The 14,501-nt window shown below is 59.5% G+C and carries 16 protein-coding genes; 8 read left to right on the top strand and 8 right to left on the bottom strand.

Translation table 11 applies throughout. From position 1 onward, the window contains the following. Positions 1–283 precede the first annotated feature (283 nt). Positions 284–847, bottom strand: a complete 564-nt coding sequence (gmhB, locus tag ACOWVD_RS21295; RefSeq protein WP_015378880.1) for a D-glycero-beta-D-manno-heptose 1,7-bisphosphate 7-phosphatase — start codon at positions 845–847, stop codon at positions 284–286. 189 nt (positions 848–1,036) lie between these two features. Between gmhB and metN the strand changes: the two genes are divergently transcribed. From metN to proS, 6 genes are all read left to right on the top strand, one after another. Continuing rightward, positions 1,037–2,068 (top strand): methionine ABC transporter ATP-binding protein MetN, encoded by a 1,032-nt coding sequence (metN, locus tag ACOWVD_RS21290; protein WP_004932012.1) that lies wholly within the window; start codon positions 1,037–1,039, stop codon positions 2,066–2,068. Continuing rightward, positions 2,061–2,714 carry a methionine ABC transporter permease MetI gene (locus ACOWVD_RS21285; protein ID WP_004932010.1) on the top strand — a complete coding sequence of 218 codons (654 nt, stop codon included), beginning with the start codon at positions 2,061–2,063 and terminating at the stop codon, positions 2,712–2,714. Before metN ends, ACOWVD_RS21285 begins: the two co-directional genes overlap by 8 nt. A gap of 39 nt (positions 2,715–2,753) precedes the next feature. Next, a complete protein-coding gene (locus ACOWVD_RS21280) occupies positions 2,754–3,569 on the top strand; it encodes a MetQ/NlpA family lipoprotein (protein WP_033632261.1) in 816 nt (271 codons plus the stop codon). Between the two features lie 114 nt (positions 3,570–3,683). Beyond that, positions 3,684–4,088 carry an Rcs stress response system protein RcsF gene (gene rcsF / locus ACOWVD_RS21275; RefSeq protein ID WP_049241712.1) on the top strand — a complete coding sequence of 135 codons (405 nt, stop codon included), beginning with the start codon at positions 3,684–3,686 and terminating at the stop codon, positions 4,086–4,088. Further along, on the top strand, positions 4,085–4,792 hold the full coding sequence (gene tsaA, locus ACOWVD_RS21270; RefSeq protein WP_004932003.1) for a tRNA (N6-threonylcarbamoyladenosine(37)-N6)-methyltransferase TrmO: 708 nt from the start codon (positions 4,085–4,087) through the stop codon (positions 4,790–4,792). Before rcsF ends, tsaA begins: the two co-directional genes overlap by 4 nt. Positions 4,793–4,912: 120 nt before the next feature. Then, entirely contained in the window at positions 4,913–6,631 is a 1,719-nt protein-coding gene (gene proS / locus ACOWVD_RS21265) for a proline--tRNA ligase (protein WP_197800572.1), read from the top strand. A gap of 60 nt (positions 6,632–6,691) precedes the next feature. Here proS and nlpE read toward each other — a convergent pair whose 3' ends face one another. The 3 genes from nlpE to ACOWVD_RS21250 are packed head-to-tail and all read right to left on the bottom strand — an operon-like array spanning position 6,692 to position 8,370. After that, the gene (gene nlpE / locus ACOWVD_RS21260; RefSeq protein ID WP_164095965.1) at positions 6,692–7,375 is read right to left on the bottom strand and encodes an envelope stress response activation lipoprotein NlpE; all 684 of its coding nucleotides are present in this window, start codon (positions 7,373–7,375) and stop codon (positions 6,692–6,694) included. Positions 7,376–7,404: 29 nt separating this feature from the next. Further along, entirely contained in the window at positions 7,405–7,818 is a 414-nt protein-coding gene (arfB, locus tag ACOWVD_RS21255) for an alternative ribosome rescue aminoacyl-tRNA hydrolase ArfB (RefSeq protein ID WP_004931997.1), read from the bottom strand. Between the two features lie 3 nt (positions 7,819–7,821). Next, complete coding sequence (locus ACOWVD_RS21250) at positions 7,822–8,370, bottom strand: YaeQ family protein (protein ID WP_004931995.1); 549 nt, start codon at positions 8,368–8,370, stop codon at positions 7,822–7,824. 214 nt (positions 8,371–8,584) lie between these two features. Here ACOWVD_RS21250 and ACOWVD_RS21245 point away from each other — a divergent pair, with 214 nt between their 5' ends. After that, positions 8,585–8,785: a YaeP family protein gene (locus ACOWVD_RS21245; RefSeq protein ID WP_004931993.1), complete on the top strand. Its 201-nt coding sequence runs from the start codon at positions 8,585–8,587 to the stop codon at positions 8,783–8,785. Continuing rightward, positions 8,772–9,035, top strand: coding sequence for a Rho-binding antiterminator (rof, locus tag ACOWVD_RS21240; RefSeq protein ID WP_004931991.1), 264 nt, complete (start codon positions 8,772–8,774; stop codon positions 9,033–9,035). Before ACOWVD_RS21245 ends, rof begins: the two co-directional genes overlap by 14 nt. 50 nt (positions 9,036–9,085) lie before the next feature. Here rof and ACOWVD_RS21235 read toward each other — a convergent pair whose 3' ends face one another. The 4 genes from ACOWVD_RS21235 to cadA all read right to left on the bottom strand — a co-directional run bounded on the left by ACOWVD_RS21235 (position 9,086) and on the right by cadA (position 14,446). After that, positions 9,086–9,400, bottom strand: coding sequence for a c-type cytochrome (locus ACOWVD_RS21235; RefSeq protein ID WP_004931989.1), 315 nt, complete (start codon positions 9,398–9,400; stop codon positions 9,086–9,088). Then, positions 9,400–10,731 (bottom strand): tRNA lysidine(34) synthetase TilS, encoded by a 1,332-nt coding sequence (gene tilS, locus ACOWVD_RS21230; protein WP_421105773.1) that lies wholly within the window; start codon positions 10,729–10,731, stop codon positions 9,400–9,402. The genes ACOWVD_RS21235 and tilS overlap by 1 nt, the downstream gene beginning before the upstream one ends. Positions 10,732–10,787: 56 nt before the next feature. Further along, positions 10,788–12,239: a dipeptide permease DtpD gene (gene dtpD, locus ACOWVD_RS21225; RefSeq protein WP_049241702.1), complete on the bottom strand. Its 1,452-nt coding sequence runs from the start codon at positions 12,237–12,239 to the stop codon at positions 10,788–10,790. 68 nt (positions 12,240–12,307) lie between these two features. Beyond that, a complete protein-coding gene (gene cadA, locus ACOWVD_RS21220) occupies positions 12,308–14,446 on the bottom strand; it encodes a lysine decarboxylase CadA (protein WP_004931982.1) in 2,139 nt (712 codons plus the stop codon). Positions 14,447–14,501: the final 55 nt, after the last annotated feature.

Here is a 14,501-nt window from a genome sequence, read left to right as displayed (position 1 = left end):
CTGGATATCGTCTTGTGGAGTGCCCACACAGATTGTCTGATAAATTGTTAAAGAGCAGTGAGTTAGGCGCTTTCGCTTGCTAACTCGAGGTGGCGTATATTACGCTTTCCTCTTTCAGAGTCAACCCTAATTTTCAGGATTTTTTCTCTTTCTTCCCGGCCGCTGTGTGAAGTGAATCACTTGTGCCGTGTCGATGGAGGCGCATTATAGGGAGCCGGTTCAGAATGACAAGCGATAATATGCATTTTTTATCTGACCGCTCACTATTCATGCGTAACGCCTATTAAACCCGCTTTTTGATGGCTGCCGGCAGGTCCGCCAGGCTATTTAGCACCCAATCGGCCAACTTTTCGCCCTGCTCCGTCACCGGCTTGCCGGTACGCACCAGCACCTTGGTGCCGACGCCAGCCGCGATCGCCGCCTGCATATCTTCCGGTTTATCACCCACCATATAAGAAGCGGCCATATCGATGTTCAATTCCTGCTGCGCTTGCAGCAGCATGCCCGGCTGCGGTTTACGGCAGTCACAGACCTGACGATACTCTTCCACTACCGCCTCCGGATGATGCGGGCAGAAATAGATGCCGTCGAAGTCGACGTCGCGATCGGCCAGCGACCAGTCCATCCACTCGGTCAGGTACATAAATTGGTCTTCGCTGAACTTGCCGCGCGCAATGCCCGACTGGTTGGTCACCATCACCAGCGCGAACCCCATCTTTTTGAGTTCGCGACAGGCGTCAATCACGCCGTCAATAAAGTGGAAATTGTCGATTTCATGGACATAACCATGGTCAACGTTAATCGTACCGTCACGATCGAGAAAAATTGCTGGAACGCTTTGTGTCACCGCTTTGCTCCTGAGGGGCTGAATACGCTGACAAGTATCGCATGTTTTACCCCGCACTGAGAACGCCGGAGAACGTCGCTGGTCGTTGACTTAGACGTCTAGACGCCTTAACATCTGATCCATACCTTGGTTCCACGCCGAGGTTTACTTTTATCTAGCCACGGGCAACCACGCTAAAATAAGAAGAATATGATTAAACTTTCTAACATCACTAAAGTGTTCCAGCAGGGTTCGCGCACCATTACCGCGCTCTCTGACGTGACCCTTCACGTCCCTGCCGGGCAAATCTATGGCGTTATCGGCTCTTCCGGCGCCGGCAAAAGCACGCTGATCCGCTGCGCCAACATGCTTGAGCGCCCTACCTCCGGCCAGGTGCTGGTCGATGGCCAGGATCTGACGTCTCTGTCGGAAAGCGAACTGACGCGCGCCCGTCGCCAAATCGGCATGATCTTCCAGCACTTCAACCTGCTCTCTTCCCGCACGGTGTTCGGCAACGTGGCGCTGCCGCTGGAGCTGGACAATACGCCGCGCGCCGAGATCAAAAAGCGCGTGACCGAACTGCTGGAGCTGGTTGGCCTGGCGGACAAACACGACGCCTACCCGGCCAACCTGTCCGGCGGTCAGAAACAGCGCGTGGCGATCGCCCGTGCGCTGGCCAGCAACCCTAAAGTGCTGCTGTGCGACGAAGCAACCAGCGCGTTGGATCCGGCCACCACCCGTTCCATCCTGGAGCTGCTGAAAGACATCAACCGCCGTCTGGGCCTGACCATTCTGCTCATCACCCACGAAATGGACGTGGTGAAACGCATCTGCGACCAGGTCGCGGTCATCAGCCAGGGGCAGCTGATCGAAAAAGACAGCGTCAGCGAAGTGTTCTCACACCCGAAAACCCCGCTGGCCCAGCAGTTCATTCAGTCCACGCTGCATCTGGATATCCCGGACGACTACGCCGCGCGCCTGTCGCCGGAGCGTCAGGGCGACCGCCAGCCGCTGCTGCGCCTGGAGTTCACCGGTCAGTCGGTCGATGCGCCGCTGCTGTCTGAAGCCGCTCGCCGCTTCAACGTGAACAACAACATTATCAGCGCCCAGATGGATTATGCCGGCGGCGTGAAATTCGGCGTGATGCTGGCGGAGCTGCACGGCAGCGACGAAGACGCGCTGGCGACGATTAAGTTCCTGCAAGAAAATCAGGTAAAAGTAGAGGTTCTGGGTTATGTCTGAGGCAATGATGTGGTTGATGGCGCGTGGCGTGTGGGAAACCGTCATGATGACCTTTGTCTCCGGCTTCTTCGGTTTCGTGCTCGGCCTGCCGGTAGGCGTGCTGCTGTATGTCACCCGCCCGGGGCAGATCATCGCCAACAATTCGCTGTATAAAATTTTGTCCGGGCTGGTGAACATCTTCCGTTCCATTCCGTTCATCATCCTGCTGGTTTGGATGATTCCGTTTACCCGCATGATCGTCGGCACCTCGATCGGCCTGCAGGCGGCCATCGTGCCGTTGACCGTGGGCGCCGCGCCGTTCATCGCGCGCATGGTGGAAAACGCCCTGCTGGAAATCCCGTCCGGTCTGGTGGAAGCGGCGCGCGCCATGGGCGCCACGCCGATGCAGATCATCAAGAAAGTGTTGCTGCCGGAAGCTCTGCCGGGCTTGGTTAACGCCGCGACCATCACCCTGATCACCCTGGTGGGCTACTCCGCCATGGGCGGCGCAGTCGGCGCCGGCGGTCTGGGCCAAATCGGTTACCAATACGGTTATATCGGTTATAACGCCACAGTGATGAATACCGTATTAGTATTACTGGTAGTTTTGGTTTATCTGATCCAATTCTGCGGCGATCGCATCGTCAAAGCCGTTACCCATAAATAATTTCACCGCATATTAATGCGAGTCTAATGAGGAAGGGATATGTCGTTAAAATTTAAATCCATCGCGGCAATTGGCGCACTGATCGGCACGCTGGCTCTGGCGGGCTGTGGCCAGGATGAAAAGAATCCGAACCACATCAAGGTCGGCGTGATCGTCGGCGCAGAGCAGCAAGTCGCCGAAGTGGCGCAGAAAGTGGCGAAAGAGAAATACGGTCTGGACGTTGAACTGGTCACCTTCAACGACTACGTGCTGCCTAACGAAGCGCTGAGTAAAGGCGATATCGATTTGAACGCCTTCCAGCACAAGCCTTATCTGGATCAGCAGATCAAAGACCGCGGCTACAAGCTGGTGCCGGTCGGCAACACCTTTGTTTACCCGATCGCTGGTTACTCCAAGAAAATCAAATCGCTGGACGAGCTGAAAGAAGGTTCGCAGATCGCGCTGCCTAACGATCCGACCAACCTGGGCCGTTCGCTGCTGCTGCTGCAGAAAGTCGGTCTGATCAAGCTGAAAGACGGCGTTGGCCTGCTGCCGACCGTGCTGGACGTGACCGAGAACCCGAAAAACCTGAAGTTGGTTGAGCTGGAAGCGCCTCAGCTGCCGCGTTCTCTGGACGATCAGCAGATCGCGCTGGCAGTGATCAACACCACCTACGCCAGCCAGATCGGCCTGACGCCGGCGAAAGACGGTCTGTTCGTGGAAGATAAAGACTCGCCTTACGTCAACCTGCTGGTTGCGCGCGAAGATAACAAAGATGCGGAAAACGTGAAGAAATTCGTTCAGGCCTATCAGTCTGACGACGTTGACGCGGCCGCCAACAAAATCTTCAACGGCGGCGCGGTGAAAGGCTGGTAAGCGCTTATTCACTCATTTTATTCCTATAATTGCAAGACGGGCCAAGGCCCGTCTTGTTATTTCCGCCATAGCTTGCTTCAATAGCGCCACTTTCATTAAGGCAGAGGAATCTCAATGCGTGTTTTACCTCTCTGTTTGTTAGCGCTCGCGCTGGCCGGATGTTCATCGCAGCGTATCGCGCCGTCCTCAACAAGCAGCACCAGCAAGCCGACCAGCACCGCTCCGGCCAAGACCACGCCGGCCGCCCGCCCCGCTCCGGTAAAACTGTATAAAAGTGCAGAAGAGCTCGTGGGCAAGCCGTTCCGCGATCTGGGTGAAGTGTCCGGCGAATCGTGCCAAACCACCGTGCAAGACTCTCCACCGAATCTGGCCACCGCCCGTAAACGCATGCAAATCCGTGCGTCTTACATGAAGGCCAACGCCGTGCTGCTGCACGACTGCCAGATTGTCAGCGGCGTCGCCGGTTGCTATCAACAGGCCGTTTGTCAGGGCTCGGCGCTTAACGTCTCGTCCAAATGACCGAATTCGTTTTCGAGCAGATCGGCGTGATCCGCTCGCCCTATAAAGAGAAATTCGCCGTGCCCCGCCAACCGGGGCTGGTCGAAGACGGCGGCGGCGAACTGCTGCTGCTGCCGCCTTACAACCAGGCGGAAGCGGTGCGCGGCCTCAGCGATTTCAGCCATCTGTGGGTGATGTTCATTTTCCATCAAACCATGGAAGGCGGCTGGCGCCCGACGGTGCGTCCGCCGCGTTTAGGCGGCAATGCCCGCATGGGCGTGTTCGCCACCCGCTCCACCTTCCGCCCCAACCCGCTCGGCATGTCGCTCATTGAGCTGAAGGGCGTGCGGGTGAAAAACGGTGAAGTGGCGCTGGAACTGGGCAGCCTCGACCTGGTCGACGGCACCCCGGTGGTGGACATCAAGCCTTATCTGCCGTTCGCCGAGAGCCAGCCGCAGGCCCGCGCCGGCTTTGCCCAGGCCGCGCCCGCCGGCGATATGCCGGTGCGTTTCGCACCGCAGGCCGAGCAACAGCTGCAGCAACATCAGGCGCGCTACCCGCAATTAAGGCGTTTTATCAGCCAGGTGCTGGCGCAAGACCCCCGTCCCGCCTATCGTAAAGGAGAGGACATCGAACGGGATTACGCCGTCTGGCTGTTGGATTTCAACGTGCGCTGGCGTGTCGTGGACGGCCACACCGAAGTGTTGGCGCTCGACCCGCGTTAAAATTCCGCCGCCTCTCTTTTGGCGACCCGCTCGCGCTGGTAAACTAAACCACTTTTGTCACTTTTGGCCGCCACTCTGGCAGCCCGATGCAATTTGCAGTTCTAACGGAACCAAAACACCATGCGTACTAGCCAATATCTGCTCTCCACACTGAAGGAGACACCTGCCGACGCCGAAGTGATCAGCCACCAGCTGATGCTGCGCGCCGGGATGATCCGCAAGCTGGCCTCCGGTCTTTACACCTGGCTGCCGACCGGCCTGCGCGTTCTGAAGAAGGTTGAAAACATCGTTCGCGAAGAAATGAACAATGCTAACGCGATCGAAGTTTCCATGCCGGTGGTTCAGCCTGCCGATCTGTGGCAGGAAAGCGGCCGTTGGGAGCAATACGGCCCCGAGCTGCTGCGCTTCGTCGACCGCGGCGATCGTCCGTTCGTGCTGGGCCCAACGCATGAAGAAGTGATCACCGATCTGATCCGCAACGAGATCAGCTCGTACAAGCAGCTGCCGCTGAACTTCTTCCAGATCCAGACCAAGTTCCGTGATGAAGTGCGCCCGCGTTTCGGCGTGATGCGTTCCCGTGAGTTCCTGATGAAGGATGCCTACTCCTTCCACACCTCACAGGAGTCTCTGCAGGAGACTTACGACGCGATGTACGAAGCGTACAGCAAAATCTTCAGCCGCATGGGCCTGGATTTCCGCCCGGTGCAGGCGGATACCGGCTCGATCGGCGGCAGCGCCTCGCACGAATTCCAGGTGCTGGCGCAGAGCGGTGAAGACGATATCGTGTTCTCCACCGGTTCCGATTTCGCCGCCAACATCGAGCTGGCGGAAGCGGTCGCGCCGGCAGAGCCGCGCGCCGCAGCCAGCGAAGAGCTGCGCCTGGTGGATACGCCGAACGCCAAAACCATCGCCGAGCTGGTCGAGCAATTCCAGCTGCCGGTGGAAAAAACCGTGAAGACGCTGATGGTGCGCGCCACCGAAGAGAGCGGCCACAAGCTGGTCGCCCTGCTGGTGCGCGGCGATCACGAACTGAACGAAGTCAAGGCCGAGAAGCTGGCGCAGGTTGCCGCGCCGCTGACCTTCGCCACCGAAGAAGAGATCCGCGCCATCGTCGGCGCCGGCCCAGGCTCGCTTGGCCCAGTCAAGCTGCCGATGCCAGTGGTAGCCGACCGCAGCGTGGCGGCGATGAGCGATTTCGGCGCCGGCGCCAACGTTGACGGCAAACACTACTTCGGCATCAACTGGGAGCGCGATCTGCCGCTGCCGCAGGTGGCCGATATCCGTAACGTGGTGGAAGGCGACGCCAGCCCGGACGGTCAGGGTACGCTGCTGATCAAACGCGGCATCGAAGTGGGCCATATCTTCCAGCTCGGCACCAAGTACTCGGAAGCGATGAAAGCGACCGTGCAGGGTGAAGACGGCCGCAACCAGGTGCTGACCATGGGTTGCTACGGCATCGGGGTCACGCGCGTCGTGGCCGCCGCCATCGAGCAGAACCACGACGAACGCGGCATCATCTGGCCGGACGCCATCGCGCCGTTCCAGGTGGCGATCCTGCCGATGAACATGCACAAGTCGTTCCGCGTACAGGCGCTGGCAGAAGAGCTGTACAACACCCTGCGTTCCCACGGCATCGACGTGATCCTCGATGACCGCAAAGAGCGTCCGGGCGTGATGTTCGCGGATATGGAGCTGATCGGCGTGCCGCACTCTGTCGTTATCGGCGATCGTAACCTCGATAACGAAGAGATCGAGTACAAGAACCGCCGCGTCGGCGAGAAGCAAATGATCAAAACCGGCGAAATCGTTGATTTCCTGCTGGGCCAGATCAAACGCTAAGCGCCGATCGCCAGAGAATAAAAAACCCGCCTAGGCGGGTTTTTTTATATCCGAAACGCGTTACTTGCTGCTGCAGCTTTTGCTGCGGTCGAACGCGATCTTGCCGTCCGGCACCACCGCTTTTTCAATCTGCCCCTCTTCCATCGACGGCTGCACGCTGAAGTGCGCGTTGAAAGTCAGGAACACCGGCTCGCCGGCAGTCTTATTGGCCTTGGCGTAACCTTGCTCCAGCGCGATGTTGTTATCCACCGGGAAAGTGATGCCGGTGGCGCAGTCCTTGAAGACTGCCGCATCCGCCATATAGGTATAACTGCCTTTCATCACCATTGGCGTTTTAGGCAACGGCTTTTCGACCGGCTCCAGACGGTAATTCAGCTTGGACTCGATCGGCGCGCCGCTGCGATCCAGCATCTCCAGGCTCTTGCCCACCGGACGGAAGTAGCGTTTCTCGCCGGTGCTGTCGGTCAGCACCAGCTTATCCGCGGTGCGCGCCCATTTGCCGTAGTCGGCAAAGGTCTGATCGCCGTCTTTGCTGCCGCGATAGGTTTCCTGCAGCACGAAGGTGCCATCTTCATCCAGGAACAGCGCTGTATCCAGACCGCCGCAATCGGCGCAAGGCAACACCCCTTGATAACTCTGCGGCATCGCCTGCAGCGGTTGTTCCTTCGGTTGATAATGATTGTTGCATCCCAACAACGAGAGTGCGCCTGCCGCCAAGAACAGGGCTATCGTAATTTTCTTCACAGTTATTCTCCTACTGTGTTCATGTATTCCTAAGTGCGAACCTTGCCGCGCAGCGCCTTGGTGGCGCCTTTACGCGTCTTGCCTTCCAGGCGACGCAGTTTCGCTCCTTTCGTCGGCTTGGTCGCCTTGCGCGTTTTTTCCACCACCATCGCCTGCTGAATCAACGCGACCAGCCTGGCCAACGCCGCTTCGCGATTCAATTCCTGACTGCGATACTCTTGCGCCTTGATAATCACCACGCCATCGGCGGTAATTAAATGGTGATTCAGCGCCAGCAGCCTTTCCTTATAATACTCTGGCAGGCTGGATGCCCGGATGTCAAAGCGCAAATGGATCGCCGTTGAGGTTTTGTTCACGTGCTGGCCGCCCGCGCCCTGCGCGCGGATCGCCGTCAATTCCAGCTCATTATCCGGTATGGCGACGTTTCTTGACAGTTCCAGCACCGGTCACACCTGCGCCCGCTGCCACTCGGCAAACTGGATTTCCAGACTATTCTGAGCATCGGACAGCCAAATAGTTCCCTCCTGCAGCGTCGCCTGTAGCGTCATGGTGCGGCTGGCCAGCGCCGTCAGCCGCGCCAGCTGCTCGTCATCGAGGAAACGCACGCTCAGGTTCTTATAACCGGCCACCTTGCCCTGCATTCCCTGCCACCACACGTGCGCGGCGCGCTCGCCGTAAGCGTACAACACCACGCGCGGCGACTGGTTGCAGGCCTTGCGAATGCGCTTCTCGTCAGGCAACCCCATCTCGATCCACATTTCCAGCCCGTTATGGTCGTTGCGCTGCCAGATCTCCGGCTCATCGTCGGCGCTCAGCCCTTTGGTGAACACCAGCCGCTCGTCGGCATGGCAGATCCAGGCCAACAGGCGCAGCATCATACGCTGTTCATTTTCGGACGGATGTTGCGCCAGCGTCAGCGTGGCGTCGTGGTAGAAATGACGATCCATATCAGCGATATTGACCGCGGCTTTATAAATGGTTGCTTTCAGCGCCATGGGTGACCTCGTAATTATCCGGCGACAGTGTACTTGATCAGGGGTGAACGCCGCCAGCGCAGCCCAGCTCGGCGCAGAACGAAAGGCGTGTCGGGGTGCTGATAACTCCATAACAGCTGTGCTATAGTCGTCTAGGATAGGATAAAACTCCGAGAGCCTGCGCCTCATCGCGAGAGCGGTCTTGATGATGCAGAGGTTCTTAAGGGAGGAAACTGTGCAACAATACTGTGAGTTAGTACGCCGTACTTACGCCGAGATTGGCAGTGGAGATCTTGGCTACGTGCCTGATGCGCTGGCTTGTGCGTTAAAGGCATTGGACGATGTCGCAGCGAACGACGCGCTACCGTCCTCCGTTAGGGAACAGGCGGCCTTTGCCGCCGCTAACTTATTGGTGAGCGACTATGTTGATGAATGATGAGTACCAACCCATCAATTGCGATGACTACGACAACCTGGAACTCGCCTGTCAGCATAAACTTATTCTGAAGCTGGAGTTACGCGACGGAGAAGTGATCGAGGCCAAGGCGATCGACCTGCTGCAAAAGAAACGCGTTGAGTATCTGACCATCGAACAGAACGGCCAGCAGCGCGACCTGCGTCTGGACCATATCAGCAGTTTCAGTCATCCGGAAATCGGTACCGTGGTCGTCAGTCTGTCGGACTGAGCAGCGGTAACCCCATCCCAACAGGGCAGCCCAATGGCTGCCCTCGTCATTTAGGGTTTCAGGCTGGCGTAATAAGCCGCCAGATCGGCGATATCGTCATCCGACAATCCCGACACATAGGCCTTCATCACCTCGGCCTGGCCGCCGTTGCGCTCCCCTTTCTTATACGCCTGCAACGCGTGCTGCAGGTACATGGCGTTCTGCCCGGCCAGATTCGGGTACATCGGCACCGTCACCTTGCCCTGCGCGCCGTGGCACGCCGCACAGGCGGCGGCTTTGGCCTGACCGGCGGCCGCATCCCCCGCCGCCAACGCCGGCAGGCTGAACAGGCCGGCGGCCAACAGCGTGATCCCCACTAACTTCATCAGTGCTCCTCGCGATTATGATTTTTTTCCCAGCGCAGCCGCCACGGGCGTTCGCCTTCCGGCACCTGCCCCGCCTCACAGACGAATGCGCCCAAAGCAGCGATCAGCTGCTCATCATAATAAATCAACGGGATGCGATCACGTTGCCAGGGAGGGATCCCCAGCTCCTGCCACAGTTTTTTTATCGGCCGCGAATGGGCGCGCCCCACGATACGCACGGCGCCCTGCACGCCGCCGAAACGAATGCTGATCCGCTGCGCTGGCTGCGGCGCGCGTAGCGCCAGATCGCCCTCACCGGCAACCAACTGCCCCAACCCGTCCGGCAACGTCAGCGGCTGGTCAGGCCGCCAGTGCAGATGCACACCGCGCAGCGCCGCCAGCGGCGGCAGCAGGTGCAGTCGGCCACGGAATCGGCGGATCTGATAGGCGCCGAGCTGCAGCTGCGGTTCGGCGTCTTCCCGGCTGAGCGCCACCTCCACCCACAGGCGCTGTAGCTGCTCACGCGCCGGCATAGTGACGTTAAACAACGCGATCCAGCGCCGCAACAAGGCGAAACGCCGCACCGGCGAACAGTCGGTCAGGCCGTCGATCGCCAATGAGCGGTCCGCCGCCAACAGGCTTTGCAGCGGTTCCGCCAGCAGTTCGTCCAGCAGCTGCTCCTGCTCGGCGCACAGGCTGGCGCTGCGCGCCACCGCCGAAGCGAAGTGCGGCCAGCGCTGGTTGAGCTGCGGCAAAACCTGCAAACGCAGGAAATTGCGATCGAAGCGCGTGTCCTGATTGCTGTCGTCATCTATCCAGCTTAAGGCGTGGCGCTGCGCGTAGCTTTCCAGCGTTTGACGCGAGCAGCCCAGCAACGGCCGCAACAGCAAATGCTCGCCCAGCGTGGCGCGCGCCGCCATCGCCGATAGCCCCGCCGGCCCGCTGCCGCGCTTGAGCGCCAACAGGAAAGTTTCGCTTTGATCGTCAAGGTGTTGAGCGGTGAGCAGCGCTTCGCCCTCCGCCAGGGCGGCGCTGAAGGCGGCATAGCGCGCCGCACGCGCCGCCGCTTCGATGCCGCCCTGGCGGGCGTCCACCTGCACGTGCGTCACCGTCAGCGGCACCTGCCAGTCGGCACATCGGCTGCGGCAATGCTCAACCCAGCGGTCGGCGAAAACGCTCAGGCCATGATGCACGTGCAGCGCACGCAGCTGCAGCGCCGGACGGTGGCGGCGCAACGCCGCCAGCAGATGCAGCAGCACGCTGGAATCCAGGCCGCCGCTGAACGCCACCAGCAGCCGCTGCTGCGCGCCCAGCTGGTCCGCCACCTGCGTCGTTAATTGATCAGTATCCATCGGTAGGCTTTGTCACTTCTACATAGCTGCACGTTAACTCCGCCTACCGCCATCAATCAAGCATTAACCGTCCGGGCCTGGCGCCGCGTCAGCAGCCACCAGCCGCCCAGCACCGCGATCACCGCCAGCGCGCACCCGGCCGCCCCCCAGCCGATCTGAGCGAAAATGCGGCCATACGCCTGCATCGCCGCCCCCTCGATGTGGTCTTCGGCGGTCTGATTGGCGATGATGCCCGCCAGATAGTTGGCGATCGAACCGGTCGCCAGCATATAGATACCGGTCAACACGCCGGTGGCGCCGGGGATATTCAGCCGGGTGATCTGCGCCATCGCCACCGGATCGATAAACAGTTCGGCGAAGCCCATCACCGCCAGGCCGGCGATCATCAGCCCCATCGAACCCGGCCCGTGCAGCCGCGTATTGAGCGCCATCAGCATAAAGCCGACGCCGATCAACAGCAGACCGAAGGCGAACTTGCACCAAATGCGCAGCGTCCGGTCGCCCGCGCCACCGCCGCTCGCCAGCCAGGCCAGCGCCACGCCGCCCAGCATCACCGCGCAGGCGTTAACCGACTGGAACAGCGCGGTCGGCACCGTCCAGCCGAACCAGCGCCGGTCGACGAAGTGATCGATAAACAGGCTGATGGAGCTGCCGCCCTGCTGGGCAAAAGCCCAGAACAGCGTGCCCAGCAGCATCAGTACGATGATCTGCCACAGCCCCCGCCGCTGGCCGGCGTCCGCGCGCAGCATAATGCGCGCCACCAGCGCCACCGCCGCCACGCACACCAACCCGAGCAAATAGCCGGTCCAGTCGCGTTCAAACAGCAACGTGAAGAACAGCGGCGACGCCAGCAGCGCCGCCAGCAGCCATCCCCAGTGCGGCAGGCCCAGGCTTCTGGCGCGCATCAGCGGGGCATTCACGCCGCGGGTGTGGCGGAAATGGCGTCCGCCAAGCAGAAAAATCACCAGACCGGCGAACATGCCGATCCCGGCCAACGCAAAACCGACGTGCCAGCCATAGCGCTCGGCCGCCAACCCGCAGGCGATCGGCGCCAAAATGGAACCGACGTTGCCGGCGGCGTACAGCAGCGAGAAGCCTCCTTCGCGGCGCGAGTCCTGCGCCGGGTACAGCTCGCCCAGCAGGCAGCTGATATTGGATTTGAACAGGCCGTAACCGCAGATGATGATCGCCAGCGCCAGATAGAGCGACTGGGCGGAGACCGCGCTCAGGCCGAGCACGATATGCCCCAGGGTCATCAGCGCCGCACCGGCGATCACCGCGACGCGGTTGCCCAGCAGGCGGTCGGCGAGCCAGCCGCCAAGAATAGGAGTGACGTAAACTAACGAAGCGTAAGCGCTGTAGAGATCGATGGCGTGGCTGTCGGTATAGCCGAGTTGGTGGGTCAGATAGAGGATCAATAACGCACGCATGCCGTAAAAGCTGAAATATTCCCAAATTTGTATCGCTACGACATAGTAGATTGCGCGCGGCTGTGAGGGTGTTTTCATGGTGGTCTCCCATCAGTCGGTGAACGACAAAGGGGAAGCGCGAGCGCCTCCCCTGTTTTTGGCTGCGGTTATTTCGCCTTCAGCACTTTCACCCGATAACGTCCGTCCGCCTGACGGTAGGCGCCGTGAATGTCGGTTTCAAAGCCCGGATAATGCGCGCCGATTTCGCACAGCATCTGCAGGAACTCCAGCACCGGCCGGCTCTCTTCGGTCAGCATCTCGCCCGGCATCACCAGCGGCACGCCCGGCGGGTATGGGAGGATCATGTTGGCGTTGACCTTACCGACCATCTCTTCCAGATAGACCTCTTCCACTTCGCCGTGCAGCTCTTTCTGGAACGCCTGGTACGGATTCATCACCATGGTTGGCAGCACTTCGAACGCGCGGTACATCAGGTCCGGCAGGTTGTGTTGCTCCACCAGGCGGTGAATGTTCTGCGCCAGATCCTGAATGCGCATGTTTTCATAGAAATCAGGCGCTTCCTGATACAGCGAAGGCAGCATGTTTTTCACCCGCAGGTTCAGGTCGAACGAACGTTTGAAGTCGGTCATCGCGCGCAGCAGGCTGAGCGCCTTGGTTTTATCGATGCCGATGCTGAACAGGAACAGCAGGTTGTACGGCCCGGTTTTCTCGACGATGATGCCGCGCTCGTCGAGGTATTTCGCCACGATGCTGGCCGGGATGCCGAACGGCTGCATCTCGCCTTCCTTGCTCATCCCCGGCGTCAGAATGGTGACCTTGATTGGGTCCAGATACATGTGTTCATTGTCGATGTTCTTGAAACCGTGCCAGGCGCTGTCGGAGCGCAGCGGCCAGCATTCCGGCTCATCGATATGCTCCGGCTGCCAGACGTCGAAGAACCAGCCGTCGGACTCGACTTTCAGGCGTTTGATCTCTTTACGGAACTTGATCGCGCGTTCGATAGAACCGTGGATCAGGCGCTTGCCGGCGTTGCCTTTCATCATCGCCGCAGCGGTTTCGGTCGAGGCCACAATGCCGTAGTGCGGCGAAGTGGTGGTATGCATCATGTAGGCTTCGTTGAAGGTCTCTTCGTTGATGTCGCCCTTCACGTGGATCATCGACGCCTGCGAGAAGGCCGCCAGCAGTTTGTGGGTGGACTGGGTTTCATAGATCACCTTGCCCTCCACGCGGCCGCCGCTCATGCCGCACTTGCCTTTATAGATCGGATGGAAGTTGGTGTAAGGCACCCAGGCGGAGTCGAAGTGGATAGACTTCACGTCCAGGGTGTTCTTGATAAAGTCGGTGTTGTACAGCAGGCCGTCATAGGTGGAGTTGGTGATCACCGCGTGCACCGGCCAGGTGGCGTTCGGGGTGTCCTTCACGCGTTTGGCGATGGTGGCGCGCTGGAACTCGCTCTGCGGAATGCCGCCGAGGATGCCGTAAGCGTTGCGGGTCGGGCGGAAATAGATCGGCGTGATGTCGCTCATCATCATCAGGTGAGTCAGCGACTTGTGGCAGTTACGGTCAATCAGCACCGTGCTGCCCGCCGGCGCCGAATACATGCCGACGATCTTGTTGGCAGTGGAAGTGCCGTTGGTGACCATATAGCTGCGTTCGGCGTTGAACACGCGGGAAATGTACTCTTCCGCCTCTTTGTGCGGGCCGGAGTGATCCAGCAGCGATCCCAGCTCGGACACCGAAATCGAGATATCCGACTTCATGGTATTCGGGCCGAAGAAATCGTAGAACAGGCTGCCGACCGGGCTTTTCTGGAACGCGGTGCCGCCCATGTGGCCCGGCGTACAGAAGGTGTATTTGCCTTCGCGCACGTATTTGAACAGCGCCTTGGTCAGCGGTGGCAGGATGGTGTCGATATATTCGTCGGTATTCTGTTTGATCTTGGCGGCGATGTCGGTTGCCGCGCCGAGCGCATACTCGAAGAAGCGCACCTGCATGCGCAGATCGTTCAGGCTGACGTCCAGCGTCGAATAGGTGTTGGCGAATGCGTACAGCGGCATGTACTCGTTCAGTTGGCTGATCTCTTCGCACAACTCCAGGTTGTATTTGTCCCAGTCGAAGATCACCCCGCACAAGCGGGCGTTGTTCTCGATCAGTTTCAGCAGGTCTTCGCGATCGTTAGGGTAAACGATGCGGAAATCCAGACTTTCCAGCGCCTGATGCAGTTCACGGATAGGCTCTTCTTTAAAGTAGACACCCATGTGATTCATGATGGCGATAACGTTCATATGCATTTCTCCTGGCAAAGCAAGCCCCTTCCCGTCGCGGCTGACAGGTCGGAAA

The sequence above is a fragment of the Serratia sp. SA088 genome (assembly GCF_049065515.1).
Taxonomy (GTDB): domain Bacteria; phylum Pseudomonadota; class Gammaproteobacteria; order Enterobacterales; family Enterobacteriaceae; genus Serratia; species Serratia nematodiphila.
This window is presented reverse-complemented; position numbering and strand designations above follow the sequence as displayed.